Genomic DNA, 15,374 nt, shown 5'->3' on the forward strand with positions numbered 1-15,374 from the left:
CCGCGTCCGGCGGCTACGGCACCTCCACCCACGTCCCCTCGGACGGTGTGCCCTTGTCGTCGGTGACGAACAGCATGTACCAGCCCGACGGAACCAGCGCCCGGTTCGCCGGCACCGTCACCGAGATCCCGCCGTCCGTCTGCTTCAGGCCCAGCGCCACCGAGCGCTGGTCGGTGTCCGTGACATGGGTGACGGCGCTCGGCCGCATCAGCTTCGCCGACTTGATGGACGAGGCCTGGTTGGTCGTGAACACCGCAGTGCCACCGCGCTCGATCCTCTTCGGCCCGGCGGTCAGCTCGGGCTTCGAGTCCCGGTACAGGTACGGCGGTGTGTAGATCTCGATGCGCTGCTCGAAGACGCCGGGCCGGGTGTTGGCCTTGTCGGAGTAGAGCGAGTCGGAGCCGAAGATCATGACCCGGCCGTCGGGCAGGAGCACGGACCCCGAGTGGTAGTTGCGGCCCACCGCCGGGTCGGCGACCCGCTTGTACGTGTCCGACTTCGCGTCGTACAGCCGCGCCTGCAGCACGTCGGAGCCGCCGCGTCCGCGGTAGTCGTTGGAGCCGCCGGTGACCAGCAGCGAGTCGTCGGGCAGCAGGGACGCGCTCGGGTAGCGGGTGCCCTCGTCCAGGGAGGCGCCGTCCTTGAACTCCGGGTCGGCGTCCTTGAGGTCGACGAGCCGGGACTTCTCGCTGGACTTGTCGGACTCGCCGACGCCGCCGCCGCCGATCACCATGAACTTCTCGTCCTGGGCCGGGGGCAGCCGTACGGTCGCCGAGGTCTCCATCTTGTCCGGGTCGCTCAGGCCGGGGATCTTGGTGAACTTGTTGGTCGCCAGGTCCCAGACGCCAGGGGCGCGGCCGACGGTGGCGGGGCCGTAGCCGGCGTTCGAGCCGGAGTAGAAGAGCTTGCCGTCGTTCAGCAGGAAGACCGCCGGGTAGGTGGGGAACTTCCGGACGATGCCGGTGTACTCCCACTTCTTGGTCTCGGGGTCGTAGATCTCGTCCTTGCCGGGGACGATCTGCCCGATCTCGTCCAGGCCGGAGAGGGCGAGGACCTTGCCGTCCTCGAGCGTGGTGAGCGTCGGGTACCAGCGGGCCTCGTTCATCGGGTCGACGGTGATGTACTTCTCCGCCACCGGGTCGAACTCGAAGGCCTCGCGAATGCCCTGGAAGTCCTTCTTGTCCATGGCGAGCTTCTGGGCGATCCCGTAGACGTTACGGGTGTCGGAGCCGGACAGGCCCGCTATCCGGTAGTTGTCCTCGGTGCCCGTCTCGTGCTTCGTACCCGATTCCTGCGCCTCGACGTAGATCCGGCCGAGGCCGGGGTCGTTGCGCAGGAAGGCGCCGGTGTTCTTGTCGAACACCTTGGTCGCCTTCTCCACCAGCACGGGGTCCTTCGTGACGAAGGTCTTGCCGTTCTCCTTGCCCGTGAACCGGGTGCCCGCGGGCAGCGTGATGGGCTTGTCCGGGTCCTCGTTGTGGACGATCATCAGGCCGCCGGCCTTGGTGACGTCACCCTTGAGCTTCTCGTACTGCTTGGTGCCGCCGGCTATGAGCAGTTTGCCGTCCGGCAGTTGGGTGTGACCGGCGCAGAACATGTCCTTGGGCGTGGGGATGTTCTTGAAGGCGTTGGTCTCCGGATCCCACAGCACCGACCGGAAGCTCTTCGCGTCGAAGTTCTTCTGGTTGTTGCCCGAGCCCGCGACGAGCAGCACCTTGCCGGTGTGCAGCAGCGCGGCGTGGATCGTGTTGACGCGGAACTCGGAGGGGATGTCCAGGAAGTCCCAGTGACCGTTGGACGCCTTGTAATCCGCCTGGTTGATCTTGTACTCGTGGTAGCGCTCGGTGCTGACGCGGTACAGCCACGGCCCGTTCGCTCCCGCGAGCGCGAGAACCACCGCCGTAGTGATCGCCATGCGGCGGGTACGGCGGTTCGGACGGTACTTCATGGTTTACGTCCCCCAAGGGCGATCTGCATGGTCTGTTCGTTGCCCGCCCAGTGGGGCTTCTCCTGCTGGGCGTGGGCGGGTGGTCCGCTCGGCGGCGGCGGGCCCGCGCGGCGCTTCTTCTTCTCGGCCCGCATCGTGTACCGCCAGCCGAAGATCGGTGCCGCGGTGATCAGCAGCGCCAGCGCGGCCCAGGTGAGCATCGCCGGGTGGCTGTGGCCGAGGACCAAGGACGCCGCGATGGAGCCGGCGAAGACCAGGATGAAGAAGAGGTGGATGCGGAAGGTCCCGAAGAGGGTGTCCGGGCTGGAGGAGTCGCCCTTGGGCGTGACCACGAACGAGCTCTTGCGGCGCAGCACGGCGTCCATCAGGGAGCGTGCGTAGATCGGCGCGGAGAGTGCGGACATCATCATGCCGGCGAGACCGCCGGAACCCTCGGGCTCGTGCGGCGAGACGTTGTGCCGGCGGTTCCAGATGTACAGGCCGATCTGGAGCGCCGAGGCGTTGCCGTACAGCATCATCCAGACGGTCGGGTCGATCTGCACACCCGAGGCGCCCATGCCCAGGAACAGCGCGCAACTGAGGGCCGCGAGGATCCAGTTCATGGCGGACATCGGGTAGAAGATGATCATCATGGTGTAGTTGAAGAGCTTGCCCGCGGGCAGCGAGAAGAAGCCCTTCCAGTACTGCTTGAGGATCGTCTCGTACGTCCCGCGCGACCAGCGCAGCTGCTGGGTGAAGAAGTCCGTCCACGCGGTCGGGCCCTCGCCCACGGCCAGTACGTCCGGGGTGTAGACCGAGCGCCACTTGCGGCCGGTGTGCGGATTGCGGGCGCGGTGCATCTCGAAGCCGGTCGCCATGTCCTCGGTGATCGAGTCGTACAGGCCGCCGATCTGCTTGAGGGCCGAGATCCGCACCGCGTTGCTGGTGCCGACGAACATCGGGGCGCCGTAGCGGTTGCCCGCGCGCTGGATCAGCGCGTGGAAGAGGAACTGCTGCGACTCGGCGGCCTTGGTGACGAAGGAGTCGTAGTTGCCGTAGACCTGCGGGCCGATGACGAAGCCGACGTCCGGGTCGCGGAAGTAGCCGAGCATCCGCTCCAGGTAGTTGGGCATGGGTACGTGGTCGGTGTCGACCGAGGCGAAGAAGTCGTACGCGTCACCGTGGGCGTCGAGCCAGGCGTTGTAGTTGCCGTGCTTGGTCTTCGCCCGGTGCGGGCCCTTGGCCTGGTTCCAGTGCGCCACGCCCTTGCGGGAGAAGTGGTGCACGCCGAGCCGCCGGCAGACCTCCTTCACCGCCGGGTCGTCGCCCTCGTCGAGCAGCCAGACGTGCATCAGCCCGCGGTGGCGGATGCGGACGGCGGCCTCCAGGGTCTTCGTCACCATCTCCAGGGGCTCCTTGCCCGGGACGAACGAGGTGAGGAAGGCGACGCGGGTGCCGGTCTCCGGCACGACGGGGACCGGGTCGCGCGCCACCAGGGTGGCGTGCGCGTTGGAGAGGACGTTCAGGGTGCGGAAGAGCTCGATCAGGCCGATCGAGACCAGCATCACGATGTCGAGGATCAACAGCGTGTCGTTCTTGAGGTTCGGGTCGCGCTGCGTCCAGTGCTCGGGCTGCATCAGCCAGGCGAACAGGCCGAGGGAGACGAGCGGGGCGGCCCCCAGCAGGAGGGCCGCGCGTATCCGGTGGGGCTCCTGGGAGAGGAGCGAGCGGTACTTCACGGTGTACGGCCGGGCGGGGTCGGGCTGGGTCAGAGGCCCGGCGAGCCGGCTGTAGTGCTCGTAGTCGTACCGTGGCAGCGCTTTCCTCTGTCGCCGCCGCTGGCCTCCGGACCGCAGCTGCGCGGGTATCCGGAGCTGAGTCGTCCGGGACGGGTCGTCGTCCTGCCGGGCGCCTGGCGGCGTCGACGTCATGGGTCATCCCCCTGGCACGCAGGCGGGGCTGCGTGGTCGGTCGGTCGTTTCTCTCGCCCGCCGCGTGTCCCCCTGGAACGCGACCGACGGCTCAGTGGCGGGTCACCATTCCTGAGACAGGGAACGGCATCCTTCCGGTTGCATGATGCCTGTTCGGCGTTTGCTTGTGCACGACGCCTCCCCCTCGCATCGGTCACAACCGGAATGCCGTTCTCCGATTCCCCCAACTATGCGTTCCATCGGCGTGGTTGGCGTCGATGGCTCCCAGACAGACTGGCTGACCCCAGCCGTGACCGCAAGGGCGAAAGGGGTTATTACCCGCTCATACGCGCGATTTGTGGGGCTCTTGTGAAGAGGTGGTGTCGGGGCGTATGGGGGCGCGGGTGAGGATCGGTGCGCCGTCGGTCCGTCGAGTGATGGCTGTCCGTCAAGCGGGCGTGAGCTGTGCGTGAGCAAAGTGTTCGCGGTGTGACGCCTGTGTGGCGCGGTCGGGATGGCGCGAGCACGAACAAGGCCCCCTCACGCGTGGTGAGGGGGCCTTGACTCTGCGTGCGCCGCCAGGGACTCGAACCCCGGACCCGCTGATTAAGAGTCAGCTGCTCTAACCAACTGAGCTAGCGGCGCCTGCTGACCTGGAGAACTCTACCCGATCTCCGGCCGTGCTCCTGACCATTTCCCCTTCGCCACGGCCTGTCGGATGGTCGTTTTTACTCTTCTATCCGTCAAAATGCGTTATGTCCGGAGAGTTGAGACACTGACGCCCGTACAGATGCGCCCAAGGATCTTGACGAGTGCGGAGGGGAATCGCATGACTGTGCCGGCCTTCGAGGAGTACGTACCCGCCATCGACTGCACCTGTGCGGGATGCGCCGTCCAACGGCGCACCGCAGCCGCCGGACTGCCGACCCGGTACGGAGGACATCCGGCCGCGCACGGCGCGCGGCGCGCGATGGTGCTGGTCACCGCTGCCGGAGTGGTGCTGAGCGCCGGTCTCGCCGAGGCGGCGGGCGCGGCGGCGGACCCGGCCCCGGTGACGGACCCGGGCCGGGCGGCCGACGCGGCCGCCGACGACGTGGCGGCCGACGACGTGGCGGCCGACGACGTGGCGGCCGACGACGTGGCGGCCGACGACGTGGCGGCCGACGACGTGGCGGCCGGTCCGGTCGAGCCCGGGCCGGACAGCCCGCAGGGCGGACCGGGACCACTGCGGGGCACGGGGGCCTCCGGCCCACCGGCGTCCCAGGCGTCCACGCCCACGCTGCGCACGACCACCCGTGCCGACATCATCAACCGCGCGAAGAAGTGGGTCACCGCGCAGGTCCCGTACAGCATGGCCACGTACTGGTCGGACGGGTACCGCCAGGACTGCTCCGGCTATGTCTCGATGGCCTGGAACCTGGCCGGCAACGAGTGGACCGGCAGCCTGGCCACCTACGGGACGCGCATCGCCCGGGAGGAGCTCCAGCCCGGCGACATCCTGCTCTTCCACAACCCGGCCGACCCCGCGAAGGGCTCGCACGTCACGATCTTCGGCGGCTGGACCGACTACACGCACACCCACTACACGGCGTACGAGCAGACCAAGCCGCACACCCGCAAGCAGACGACACCCATGGCGTACTGGACCAACTCGGGCAGCTACGTCGCCTACCGCTACAAGGGGCTGTCGAGCGGGAGCGGGGGCAGCGGCTCGACGAAGACGCTGTTCCCGGGTGCCGCGAAGTTCGGCGCCGGAGCGAAGAACGACTACGTCACCCGGCTCGGCAAGATGCTCGTCGACCGGGGCGGCAAGCGCTTCTACAAGGTCGGCCCCGGCCCCGCCTGGGGCAGCGCCGACCGGCTGGCCACCCAGGCGTTCCAGAAGGCCCAGGGCTGGAAGGGCAAGGAGGCCGACGGCATCCCCGGCCCCGACACCTGGCGCCTGCTGGTGAACGGAACCGGCCACGACATCCCCGCCGCGGGCGGCTCCACATCGGTCCCGGGCTTCCCCGGACGGGGCTATTTCCGGCCGGGTCAGTCCAACAGCCATGTCGACAAGCTCGGCAGACAGTTGGTGAAGAAGGGATACGGCAAGTACTACCTGTCGGGCCCCGGCCCTCGGTGGACCGAGGCGGACCGACGCAATGTCGAGGCCTTCCAGAAGGCCCAGGGCTGGCGGGGCACGGAGGCCGACGGCTATCCGGGTCCGGAGACCTGGCGGCGACTCTTCGCGTGACACGACGCACATGACGGAGGCGGGAATGCGATCCACGGTGTCGGACAGCTCCGGGAACCCGGAGAACCGGGAGGAACCGGAGTACGGGGAGGAGAGGTACGGGGCGGTCCCGGTACGGGAATGGGTGGGCCCGGAGGGAGCGGGCCGGGTCACGGACGCCTGGGCCGCGGCGGGGGAGCGGGCCGGGTCGGGCGGCTGGGCGGTGGAGGACGAGAAGGACGCGGGGCCGGGCGCGCCCGCGCTCGGGACGCCCGTCGTGGCCGAGGGCTCCGGGCCGGACTCCGTGGTCGACCTCGTGCTGGACCTGGTGCCGGGCGAGGCAGCCCGCGAACGCCGGGGCTCCGGTTTCGGCGCGACCTCGGCGTCCGTCTCGGTGCTGGCTGCGGACCCGGGCCCTGCGCCGGACGCGGTCCCGGCGGTGGACGCGGGTCCGGCGGTGGACGCGGGCCCGGCGCCCGTCGTGGTCCCTGCGCCGGTCGCGATCGCGGTCCCGGCCGTGGGCGTGGCGGCGAGCGCTCCGGTGCTGCCGGGCGTACCTGGTGCGCCCGATGCGCCGGAGGACTCGGTGGCGGCATCCGTCGCCGAGACCGGTGTGCTCGTCATGGTGGGCGGCGCCGCCTCCGAGTCGTACGGGTCGGCGAGGTCTGCGAGGTCGGCCCGCGAGGTCCCCGAGCCCCCCGCCCCCTCCGAGGCCGCCGAGGTCTCCGCGTCCGTTCCCGGGCCGGGGCTCGCCCCCGCCTCCCTCTCCCTGACGCCCACCGGCGAGGACACCGGTGAGTTCCGCACCGACACCCGCGTGGACACCGGCCGGCACCAGGCGGTCATCGCCAACGAGCGCACCGCCTCCATCCCCGTGCACCTGCTCTTCCGCGAGGGGCCCGAGAGCGGCGCGGACGCCGCGGCGCTTCCCGCCACCGTCGTGCGCAAGGCCCCCGCGGGCGAGCAGCCGGCCGGTGTCCGGCGGCCGCCGGTGCCGAGGACCCCGCAGGTGCGGCCCTCGACCCGGCCCGCACCGGTCGCCGACCCCCGGCTCCGCGAACGGCCGGGGCCGTCACTGCCCGGCTGGGTCGCCCTGCTCACCGGCTTCGGCGGGATCGCCGTGATCGGCGGGGCCCTGTGGTGGACCGGCGCGTTGCCGGCCCGGGTGCTGTCGCGGCTCGGGGTCGACCCCCGCCCGTACGACGGACTCGGCCTCGGCACCTGCGCGGGCCTCGCCCTGCTGGTGACCGTGGTGCTCTTCGCGTTCGGCGGCCTGAGCCGGGGACGGGTCGGGTACACCTGGGTGCTCACGCTCTTCGGCCGGTACCGCGGCAGCGTGCGGCGGACCGGGCTGATGTGGGTCAGCCCACTGCTGCTGCGCCGCCGCGTCGACGTACGGCTGCGGCACTGGCGCAGCGAGCCGCTTCCGGCGATGGACGCCAACGGCACCGCGCTGCGGGTCGTCGTCCTCGTCGTGTGGCGGGTCGAGGACACCGTGCGGGCGACGCTGGGGATCGAGGACCACGAGGAGTACCTGCGCGAGCAGGTCGAGGCGGCCATGGCGCGCGTCCTGTCCCAGTTGCCCGCCGACGCCTTCCACGAGGACGCGCACACCCTGCGCAACGCGGAGGCGGTCGGGGACGCGCTGACCCGGATGCTGAAGGCGGACTGCGAACCGGTCGGCGTCGAGGTGTACTCCGCGCAGCCGACCGGGATCGAGTACGCCCCCGAGGTGGCGGCGGCCATGCAGCGGCGCCGGATCGCGGCCATCGACGCCAAGCACCGCGACAGCGTGCTGACTTCGGTGGTGGACGCCGTGGACGACACCGTCAGCCGGCTGACCGCCCGGGGCCTCGTGGAGCTCGACGACTACGAACGCAAGTCCCTGGTCAAGGACTTGACGGTGGCCTTCTACACCGGCCGCACCGGTGGGGAGAGCGCCTGAGGCTTTCTGCCCGGCACCTCGGAGACAACCGGAATCCAGCTCTCATTGGTCTGGACATGTTCATGCCGCGTCAATAATCTAGGCCTTGGTCTAGACCGCACAACACGCGCGTAGCAGTGCTCATGGAACCTCCCCCACGTCTCCGAGGAGCGGCAGCAATGCGTATGAAGGCAAGCGCGGCCCTGGTCGGCCTTGCGGTAGCGGGCGTCTCGATGTTCGCGACCAGCAGTGCCAGTAGCCATGGCTACACGGACAACCCCATCAGCCGTCAGAAGCTCTGTGCCAACGGCACGGTGACGGGCTGCGGCAACATCCAGTGGGAGCCGCAGAGCGTCGAGGGCCCCAAGGGCTTCCCGGCCGCCGGTCCCGCCGACGGCGCGATCTGTTCCGCCGGGCACGGCGAGTTCGCCCAGCTCGACGACCCGCGCGGCGGCAACTGGCCCGCCACGAACGTCACCGCTGGCCAGGGCTTCAGCTTCCGCTGGCAGTTCACCGCCCGGCACGCCACGACGGACTTCCGCTACTACATCACCAAGGACGGCTGGGACCCCACCAAGCCGCTCACCAGGGCGTCCCTGGAGTCGCAGCCGTTCATGACGGTGCCGTACGGGGGCAAGCAGCCGCCGGCGACCCTGACCCAGCAGGGCACCATCCCCACCCAGAAGACCGGGAAGCACATCATCCTCAGCGTGTGGAACGTCGCCGACACGGCGAACGCGTTCTACTCGTGCTCGGATGTTCAGTTCTGACGCCTGGTCGGTTACCGTGCGGCGCCATGGGGAGCGCAGGCACCGTCGCGGAGCTCGTTCAGCGCCAATGGGGCGACCACCGGCCCGGGTTGAGACATGAGGGAACCCTCCTCACTCACCATCAGGTCGCCTCGGGTGCTGCCGCACGGGCCGCGCTCCTGGCGGATCTGCTGCCGGCGGGCAGTGAACCGCACCTCGGGGTGCTGCTGGACAACACCCCCGAATTCCCGCTGTGGTTGAGCGCGGCGGCCCTGGCCGGGGCCGCCGTCGCGGGCATCAACCCCACGCGCCGCGGCGCCGAACTGGCCCGCGACATCCTGCACACCGAATGCCGGGTGCTGATCACCGAGCGCACCCACCTGCCGCTGCTCGACGGCCTGGCGCTGCCGGGTGTACGCGTCCTGGTCACCGACACCGACGCGTACGCCGCCCTCCTCGCCCCCTACGCCGGTGCGCGGCCCGGCGACACCGTCCTGAAGCGGCCGGCCCCCGCGACCCGGATGCTCCTGTACTTCACCTCGGGGTCCACCGGCGCGCCCAAGGCCGCGATCTGCACCCAGGGGCGGCTGGCGGCGGCCGGGCGGTCGCTCGTCGATCACTTCGCGATCCGGGGCGAGGACGTCCACTACATCTGCATGCCGATGTTCCACGGCAACGCGGTGATCGCCGACTGGGCCCCCGCCCTGTCCGCCGGTGCCTCCGTCGCTCTGCGCCGCCGCTTCTCCGCGTCCGGCTTCCTGGACGACGTACGCGGGCACGGCGCCACGTACTTCACCTATGTCGGCCGTGCCGTGCAGTATCTGCTGGCCACCCCCGAACGCCCCGACGACCGTGAGCACCCGCTGCGGATGGGCTTCGGCACCGAGGCGGGCGCCGTGGACGCGGCCCGTTTCCGGGAACGGTTCGGGGTGCGGCTGGTCGAGGGGTACGGCTCCTCGGAGGGCGGCGCGGCGATCCAGCGGACGCCGGACACCCCGCCGGGTGCGATCGGCCGGGCCTCGGACCGTGACGATCTCGCGGTCGTCGACCCTTCGAGCGGCCGGGAGCGGGTCGCCGCGGTCTTCGACTCCGGCGGCACCCTGCTCAACGGGGCCGCCGCGATAGGCGAGTTGGTCAACCGGGGCCGCACCCCCTTCGAGGGGTACTGGCGCAACGAGGCGGCGGACGCCGCCCGGGTGCGCGACGGCTGGTACTGGACCGGGGACCTGTTCTTCCGCGACGCCGACGGTTTCCTGTACTTCGCGGGCCGCACCGAGGACCGGCTGCGGGTCGACAGCGAGAACCTGGCGGCCGCGATGATCGAGAACATCCTGGCCCGCTGGAGCGACGCGGCGGCCGTGGCCGTCTACGCCGTGCCCGACCCGGTCGCGGGGGACCAGGTCATGGCGGCGCTGGCGCTGCGCGACGGGGTGCCGTTCGATCCGGAGGCGTTCGGCGCCTTCCTCCGGGACCAGCCCGACCTGGGGACGAAGATGGCCCCCCGGTTCGTGCGCGTCGTCCGGTCGATGCCGGTGACGGCGACGAACAAGGTGCACCGGGTCGGGCTGCGGCGCGAGGGATTCTGGTCCGGGGGGCCGTTGTGGTGGAACGGGAGCGGTGGCGCGTACGTACCCTTCGGCGAGGGACAACTCGGCCCGCTGGTGCGGAAGTACGAGGAGCACGGGCGCCATGATCTGCTGTCCTCACACGGTGGAGGGTTCTGAGGAGGGCTCCGGGGAGGGCTCTGCGGCGGCCGTCCGCCGCAGGTGTGTCACCGCCAGCACCGCACCGGCCAGCAGGAGCAGCGCCCCGGCCACGGAGGCGTACTGCATGCTGTGCACGAAGGCGTCCCGGCCGACCGCGATCAGCGAGCCGTCACCGGTGGACACCGCACCCGCCAGCGTCTTGCGGGCCACCTCCGGGGCCGCGTCCGGCATGTCCGCGGTGTAGACGGCGGTCGCCACCGCACCCAGCAGCGCCATCCCCATCGCCCCGCCGAACTCCTGTCCCGTCTCCAGCAGCGAGGCCGCCGAGCCCGCCTTCTCCGGCGGGCTGGTGGACATGGCCAGGTCCGAGACGAGCGCCATCACGGTGACGATCCCGCAGCTCATCACGGCCGAGCCGATGAGCAGGACGGCGAGCGAGTCCGTACCCGACAGGGCGAGGACACCGAAGCCGGCGGCGGCGATGACGAAGCCGGCGCTGATCACCCGGGCGCGGTCGGTGCGCTGGGCGATCGCGGTGGCCGCAGGAGCGGCCGCGCCCACCGCCAGTGACGGGGCCAGGCTCCACAGCGCGGCCTCCATGGTGCTCATCCCGAGCACCGACTGCAGGTACTGCGTGGTGAAGAACGACGACCCCATCATGGCGAACGCGGCCAGCGCGTTCAGGCCGATCCCGGCGGCGAAGTTCCGGTCGCGGAACAGCTCCCGGCTGATCAGGGCGTCGGTGCGGGCGCGCTGACGCCGGACGAAGACCCACCCGACGGCGAGCCCGGCGGCGATGATCAGGATGTTGCGCAGGCCCAGCCCCTCGGCGGCGGTCTCCTTGACCCCGTAGACGACCGGCAGTACCGCGCCCATGGACAGGGGCACGCTCAGGAAGTCGAAGCGCCCGGGGTTCGGGTCCTTGAACTCCGGCACCAGTACCGGCACCAGGATCAGCAGCAGCACCATCGCGGGCACGTTGACCAGGAAGACCGAACCCCACCAGAAGTGCTCCAGCATGACGCCGCTGAGCACCGAGCCGAGCGCGATCCCGCCCGCCATGGCGCCGGACCAGATACCGATGGCGCGGCCGCGCTGCTGGTCGTTGCGGAACATGCTCCGGACCAGGCCCATGGTCGAGGGCATCAGCGTCGCCCCGCCGATCCCGAGCAGCGCCCGGGCCGCGATGAGCATCTCCGGGCTGGTGGCGTAGGCGGCGCCGACCGATGCGGTGCTGAACGCGACCGCGCCGAACATCAGGAGCTTGCGACGCCCGATCCGGTCGCCGAGCGAGCCCATCGTGATGAGGAGACCGGCCAGCGCGAAGGCGTACACATCGAAGATCCAGAGCTGCTGGGTGGCGCTGGGGGCGAGGTCCCGGTCGATGGACGGGATCGCGAAGAAGAGGACGGAGACGTCCATCGAGACCAGGAGGAGAGGGAGGAGCAGGACCACGAAGGCGGTCCACTCCCGACGGCCGGCTAGATCGCCGGGACGGGCGGTCGTGCTCGTAGGGTTCGTCATGCCGAGAAATATACGAGTGTTTATGACGTCCGTCTAGTACGACTGTGTAAAACGTTTGTACATGAGTGTGGGCAGCACAAAACACACGAGGCGGTCTCCGTTGAACGGAGACCGCCTCGTGTGGTGTCTGTGCGCCGCCAGGGACTCGAACCCCGGACCCGCTGATTAAGAGTCAGCTGCTCTAACCAACTGAGCTAGCGGCGCCTGCTGACTCGAAAATAATACCTGGTCCTCCGGGGTGCTGATGACACGCGCCCCGGGGGGGCTACAGGGCCAGCGACAGCAGCACCGGCGCCGCCCGCCGGTTCAGTGTGTCGGCCGCCGCGCGCAGGCGGTGCGCGTCCTCGATCGGCAGGGACAGCGCCAGGCATCCCGCCGACGATCCCGCCGTCAGCGGCACCGCCGCGCACACCGTGCCGACCGCGTACTCCTGGAGGTCGAGCACCGGCACCGTCGCCGGCTGGCTGTCCAGCTTGGAGAAGAGGACCCGCTCGCTCGTGATCGTCCGCGAGGTCAGCCGGGCGGTCTTGTGCCGCGCGATGTGGTCGCGCCGCCCGTTCTGGTCCAGCTGGGTCAGCAGGCACTTGCCGATCGCCGAGGCGTGCGCCGCAGACCGGAAGTCCACCCACTCGTTGACCGCGGGCGTCTGCGGGCCGTCGGAGAACTGGGTGACCCGGATCTCTCCGTCCACGTACCGGCTGATGTAGACCGCGGCGCCCACCGAGTCCCGCAGCTGGGCCAGCGTCTGCTGGAGCCTGGCCTCCAGGGCCTGCCGGCGGGCCGCGCCGGAGCCGAGGAGCAGCAGCGAGGCGCCGATGACGTAGGCGCCGTCGGTGATCTGCTCGACGTACCCCTCGCGGCGCAGCGTCAGGAGCAGGGAGGTGAGATGCCCGAGGGGCAGTCCCGTCTCCCGGGCGATCTGGACGTCCATCACGCCGTTGCCGTGCTTGGAGACCGCTTCGAGAACACGAAGGGCGTACTGCACCGAATGGAACGGCGCCGTCGGTTCGGGCTTCAACGCCACGGTTTCCCCCTACCAGGTTGTGACCGCAAGCTTTCCCACCACGATAGCCGCCAAGAGGCCGTTCAGGGGCGGCTGTTGACTACTGACTGGTGCGCCCCGGCCCTGTCAGCAGGGGCGCACCCCTCTGGCATATGCCAGAGTCAAAGACGATCGACGGATGCCGAGGTCACAGCACCGCATTGAGGAATTCGCGGGTACGTTCGTTTTCTGGATCCGTGAAGATTTTTTCCGGCGAACCCGACTCCACGACGCGCCCCGCGTCGAACATCAGTACCTTCTCCGAGACGTCACGGGCGAAGTTCATCTCGTGGGTCACGCACACCATGGTGATGTCGGTGTTGCGGGCGATGTCACTCAGCAGCTCCAGCACGCCCGCCACCAGCTCCGGGTCCAGCGCGGACGTCACCTCGTCCAGGAGCAGGATCTCCGGTTCCATCGCCAGCGCCCGCGCGATGGCGACCCGCTGCTGCTGGCCGCCGGAGAGCTGGGAGGGGTGGGCGTCGATCTTCGCGGAGAGGCCGACCAGGTCGAGGAGCTCCTTGGCCCGGGTCTCCGCCTTGTCGCGGTCCATGCCCAGGACGTTGATCGGGGCCTCGGTGATGTTCTGCAGCACCTTCATGTTCGGGAAGAGGTTGAACTGCTGGAAGACCATCCCGATCTTCTTCCGCGCCTCACGCAGATGCTTCTCGGAGGCCGGCTTCAGCGAGCCGTCCGCCGCCTGCATGTGGGTCAGCGGATCACCGTTGATCCGGATCACGCCGTCGCTGACCTCCTCCAGCGTCATCAGCAGCCGCAGGATCGTGGTCTTGCCCGAGCCGCTGGGCCCGATCAGGGTGACGTGCTCGCCGCGCTCGACCGTGAAGTCCAGCTGGTCGAGGACGACATGGTCGCCGTACCGCTTGACGACGTTGTCGAACCGGACGAGCGGGTGTCCGGTGCTCCGGGGGGCGGGGATCGCGACGACGTCCTCGGGGGCCGTGGCCGCGGTCTTCTGCAGGGGGAGAGGTTCAGTGGCCAAGGCGCTTCTCCAGCTTCCTCATCAGGAGTGACGTGGGGTAGCTCGCGACCAGGAAGACCAGTCCGGCGAGTGTGAACACCTCGGTGTACGCGAAGTGCTCACCCCCGTACTTACGGGCTTCGAAGACCATTTCCTGCACCGTGATCACGGCGAGGAAGGGGGTCTCCTTGAACATCGAGATCGCGTAGTTCCCGAGTGCGGGCAGTACGTTGCGCACCGCCTGCGGCAGGATCACGGCCTGCCAGGTCCGCCGGGGCGTCAGCGACAGGGCCCGGCAGGCCTCCCACTGGCCCTTCGGGACACCGTCGATCCCGGCGCGGTACACCTCCGAGGTGTACGTGGCGTAGTGGATGCCCAGCACCACGACGCCGATGGTCAGCGGCTCCACCGAAGTGAACAGCGCGGCCGCGCCGACCAGTTGGACCAGCAGCGGGGTGGAGCGGATGAACTCCATCACCACCTTCACCGGCACGGTCACGAACCGGGTGGGTGCCCGCCCGGCGACCGCGATCGCCAGCCCGAGCACCGCGGCGACGAGCGTGCCGAGCACCGTGGCGAGCAGGGTGACCTTGAACCCCTGAAGGAGCAGGGGCAGCGCCTCGTCGACCGCGTTCCAGTCGAATCCGCCGTTCATCGGGCACCTCCCGCGGCCGGGGCGGTCACCGCGCTGCGGGACTTCAGCAGGCTGCCACCGCCGGTCGCCAGACCGAGCCGCCGTTTGGCGGACCGCTCCAGCAGGTTCATCAGCAGGGTCAGCGCGTAGGCCAGTACGAAGTAGCAGGCCAGCAGGGTCACGTACGCGGTGAGGGTCTCACCCGTGCGGGTGCGCAGCTTCTCGATCGCGGTCATGAGGTCGGCCGCCGAGATCAGCCACAGCAGTGGAGTGGCCTTCAGCAACTGGATCAGCAGGTTGGTGAGGGACGGGATCATCTGTACCCATGCCTGCGGAAGGATCACCTTGCGCATCCGGTGCAGCGGCGTCATGTTCAGCGCGACCGCCGCCTCGTACTGGGCCCGCGGTACGGAGTTGACCGCACCGCGTACCACCTCGGCGCCATAGGCACCGAAGTTGAGGCCGAACGCCAGAACACCGCAGAGCAGCGGCGACAGTTCGTAGCCAGTGAGCGGCGGCATCGCGTAGTAGAGCCAGAACAGCTGGACGTACAGCGAGGTGCCGCGGAAGAACTCCACCACCACGCGGGAGACCCCGCGCGACAGCAGGAGCCGGCTGAGCGACATCAGGCCGAGGACGAACGACAGGAGCAGCGCGAGCAGGGCGCCCAGGACCGTGGCCTCCAGGGTCACCCACAGGCCAGACCGCAGCTGCGGCAGATCGTCGGCGAAGGCCGAGAAGAAATCATTCATGCGACGGGCCCC

The 15,374-nt window shown here is 69.8% G+C and carries 11 protein-coding genes and 2 tRNA genes; 4 read left to right on the top strand and 9 right to left on the bottom strand.

Features of this window, described 5'->3' with window-relative positions; all coding sequences use genetic code 11:
• Positions 1-13 precede the first annotated feature (13 nt).
• From ACIBJG_RS20885 to ACIBJG_RS20895, 3 genes are all read right to left on the bottom strand, one after another.
• Entirely contained in the window at positions 14-1,948 is a 1,935-nt protein-coding gene (locus ACIBJG_RS20885) for a galactose oxidase-like domain-containing protein (RefSeq protein WP_399309216.1), read from the bottom strand.
• On the bottom strand, positions 1,945-3,858 hold the full coding sequence (locus ACIBJG_RS20890) for a glycosyltransferase (RefSeq protein ID WP_399309218.1): 1,914 nt from the start codon (positions 3,856-3,858) through the stop codon (positions 1,945-1,947). The genes ACIBJG_RS20885 and ACIBJG_RS20890 overlap by 4 nt, the downstream gene beginning before the upstream one ends.
• A 550-nt stretch (positions 3,859-4,408) precedes the next feature.
• Positions 4,409-4,482: transfer RNA gene (locus tag ACIBJG_RS20895), tRNA-Lys, on the bottom strand.
• Positions 4,483-4,666: 184 nt separating this feature from the next.
• Between ACIBJG_RS20895 and ACIBJG_RS20900 the strand changes: the two genes are divergently transcribed.
• From ACIBJG_RS20900 to ACIBJG_RS20915, 4 genes are all read left to right on the top strand, one after another.
• Complete coding sequence (locus ACIBJG_RS20900; RefSeq protein ID WP_399309219.1) at positions 4,667-6,073, top strand: peptidoglycan-binding protein; 1,407 nt, start codon at positions 4,667-4,669, stop codon at positions 6,071-6,073.
• A 25-nt stretch (positions 6,074-6,098) separates the two neighbouring features.
• Positions 6,099-7,997 carry an SPFH domain-containing protein gene (locus ACIBJG_RS20905; protein WP_399309221.1) on the top strand — a complete coding sequence of 633 codons (1,899 nt, stop codon included), beginning with the start codon at positions 6,099-6,101 and terminating at the stop codon, positions 7,995-7,997.
• A gap of 158 nt (positions 7,998-8,155) precedes the next feature.
• Positions 8,156-8,746, top strand: a complete 591-nt coding sequence (locus tag ACIBJG_RS20910; RefSeq protein WP_399309223.1) for a lytic polysaccharide monooxygenase — start codon at positions 8,156-8,158, stop codon at positions 8,744-8,746.
• A 26-nt stretch (positions 8,747-8,772) separates the two neighbouring features.
• Positions 8,773-10,449, top strand: coding sequence for an AMP-binding protein (locus tag ACIBJG_RS20915; RefSeq protein ID WP_399309225.1), 1,677 nt, complete (start codon positions 8,773-8,775; stop codon positions 10,447-10,449).
• Here the strand turns inward: ACIBJG_RS20915 and ACIBJG_RS20920 are convergent.
• The 6 genes from ACIBJG_RS20920 to ehuC form a co-directional block, all read right to left on the bottom strand.
• Positions 10,429-11,955, bottom strand: a complete 1,527-nt coding sequence (locus ACIBJG_RS20920) for an MFS transporter (protein ID WP_399309227.1) — start codon at positions 11,953-11,955, stop codon at positions 10,429-10,431. The genes ACIBJG_RS20915 and ACIBJG_RS20920 overlap by 21 nt on opposite strands.
• A gap of 130 nt (positions 11,956-12,085) precedes the next feature.
• A tRNA-Lys gene (locus ACIBJG_RS20925) sits at positions 12,086-12,159 on the bottom strand.
• Between the two features lie 61 nt (positions 12,160-12,220).
• The gene (locus ACIBJG_RS20930) at positions 12,221-12,979 is read right to left on the bottom strand and encodes an IclR family transcriptional regulator (RefSeq protein WP_399309229.1); all 759 of its coding nucleotides are present in this window, start codon (positions 12,977-12,979) and stop codon (positions 12,221-12,223) included.
• A 166-nt stretch (positions 12,980-13,145) separates the two neighbouring features.
• Positions 13,146-13,997: an ectoine/hydroxyectoine ABC transporter ATP-binding protein EhuA gene (gene ehuA / locus ACIBJG_RS20935; RefSeq protein WP_399309231.1), complete on the bottom strand. Its 852-nt coding sequence runs from the start codon at positions 13,995-13,997 to the stop codon at positions 13,146-13,148.
• The gene (gene ehuD / locus ACIBJG_RS20940; RefSeq protein WP_399309233.1) at positions 13,987-14,631 is read right to left on the bottom strand and encodes an ectoine/hydroxyectoine ABC transporter permease subunit EhuD; all 645 of its coding nucleotides are present in this window, start codon (positions 14,629-14,631) and stop codon (positions 13,987-13,989) included. The genes ehuA and ehuD overlap by 11 nt, the downstream gene beginning before the upstream one ends.
• Entirely contained in the window at positions 14,628-15,362 is a 735-nt protein-coding gene (gene ehuC, locus ACIBJG_RS20945; RefSeq protein WP_399309234.1) for an ectoine/hydroxyectoine ABC transporter permease subunit EhuC, read from the bottom strand. The genes ehuD and ehuC overlap by 4 nt, the downstream gene beginning before the upstream one ends.
• Between the last annotated feature and the right edge of the window lie 12 nt (positions 15,363-15,374).

Origin of the sequence: Streptomyces sp. NPDC050422 (assembly GCF_044458665.1) — a bacterium.
GTDB lineage: Bacteria > Actinomycetota > Actinomycetes > Streptomycetales > Streptomycetaceae > Streptomyces.

What these genes read in the sequence shown, in the direction of transcription:
- ACIBJG_RS20885 (WP_399309216.1), bottom strand. Translation starts at nt 1,948, where the DNA reads ATGAAGTACCGTCCGAACCGCCGTACCCGCCGCATGGCGATCACTACG.
- ACIBJG_RS20890 (WP_399309218.1), bottom strand. Translation starts at nt 3,858, where the DNA reads ATGACGTCGACGCCGCCAGGCGCCCGGCAGGACGACGACCCGTCCCGG.
- ACIBJG_RS20900 (WP_399309219.1), top strand. Translation starts at nt 4,667, where the DNA reads ATGACTGTGCCGGCCTTCGAGGAGTACGTACCCGCCATCGACTGCACC.
- ACIBJG_RS20905 (WP_399309221.1), top strand. Translation starts at nt 6,099, where the DNA reads ATGCGATCCACGGTGTCGGACAGCTCCGGGAACCCGGAGAACCGGGAG.
- ACIBJG_RS20910 (WP_399309223.1), top strand. Translation starts at nt 8,156, where the DNA reads ATGCGTATGAAGGCAAGCGCGGCCCTGGTCGGCCTTGCGGTAGCGGGC.
- ACIBJG_RS20915 (WP_399309225.1), top strand. Translation starts at nt 8,773, where the DNA reads ATGGGGAGCGCAGGCACCGTCGCGGAGCTCGTTCAGCGCCAATGGGGC.
- ACIBJG_RS20920 (WP_399309227.1), bottom strand. Translation starts at nt 11,955, where the DNA reads ATGACGAACCCTACGAGCACGACCGCCCGTCCCGGCGATCTAGCCGGC.
- ehuD (WP_399309233.1), bottom strand. Translation starts at nt 14,631, where the DNA reads ATGAACGGCGGATTCGACTGGAACGCGGTCGACGAGGCGCTGCCCCTG.
- ehuC (WP_399309234.1), bottom strand. Translation starts at nt 15,362, where the DNA reads ATGAATGATTTCTTCTCGGCCTTCGCCGACGATCTGCCGCAGCTGCGG.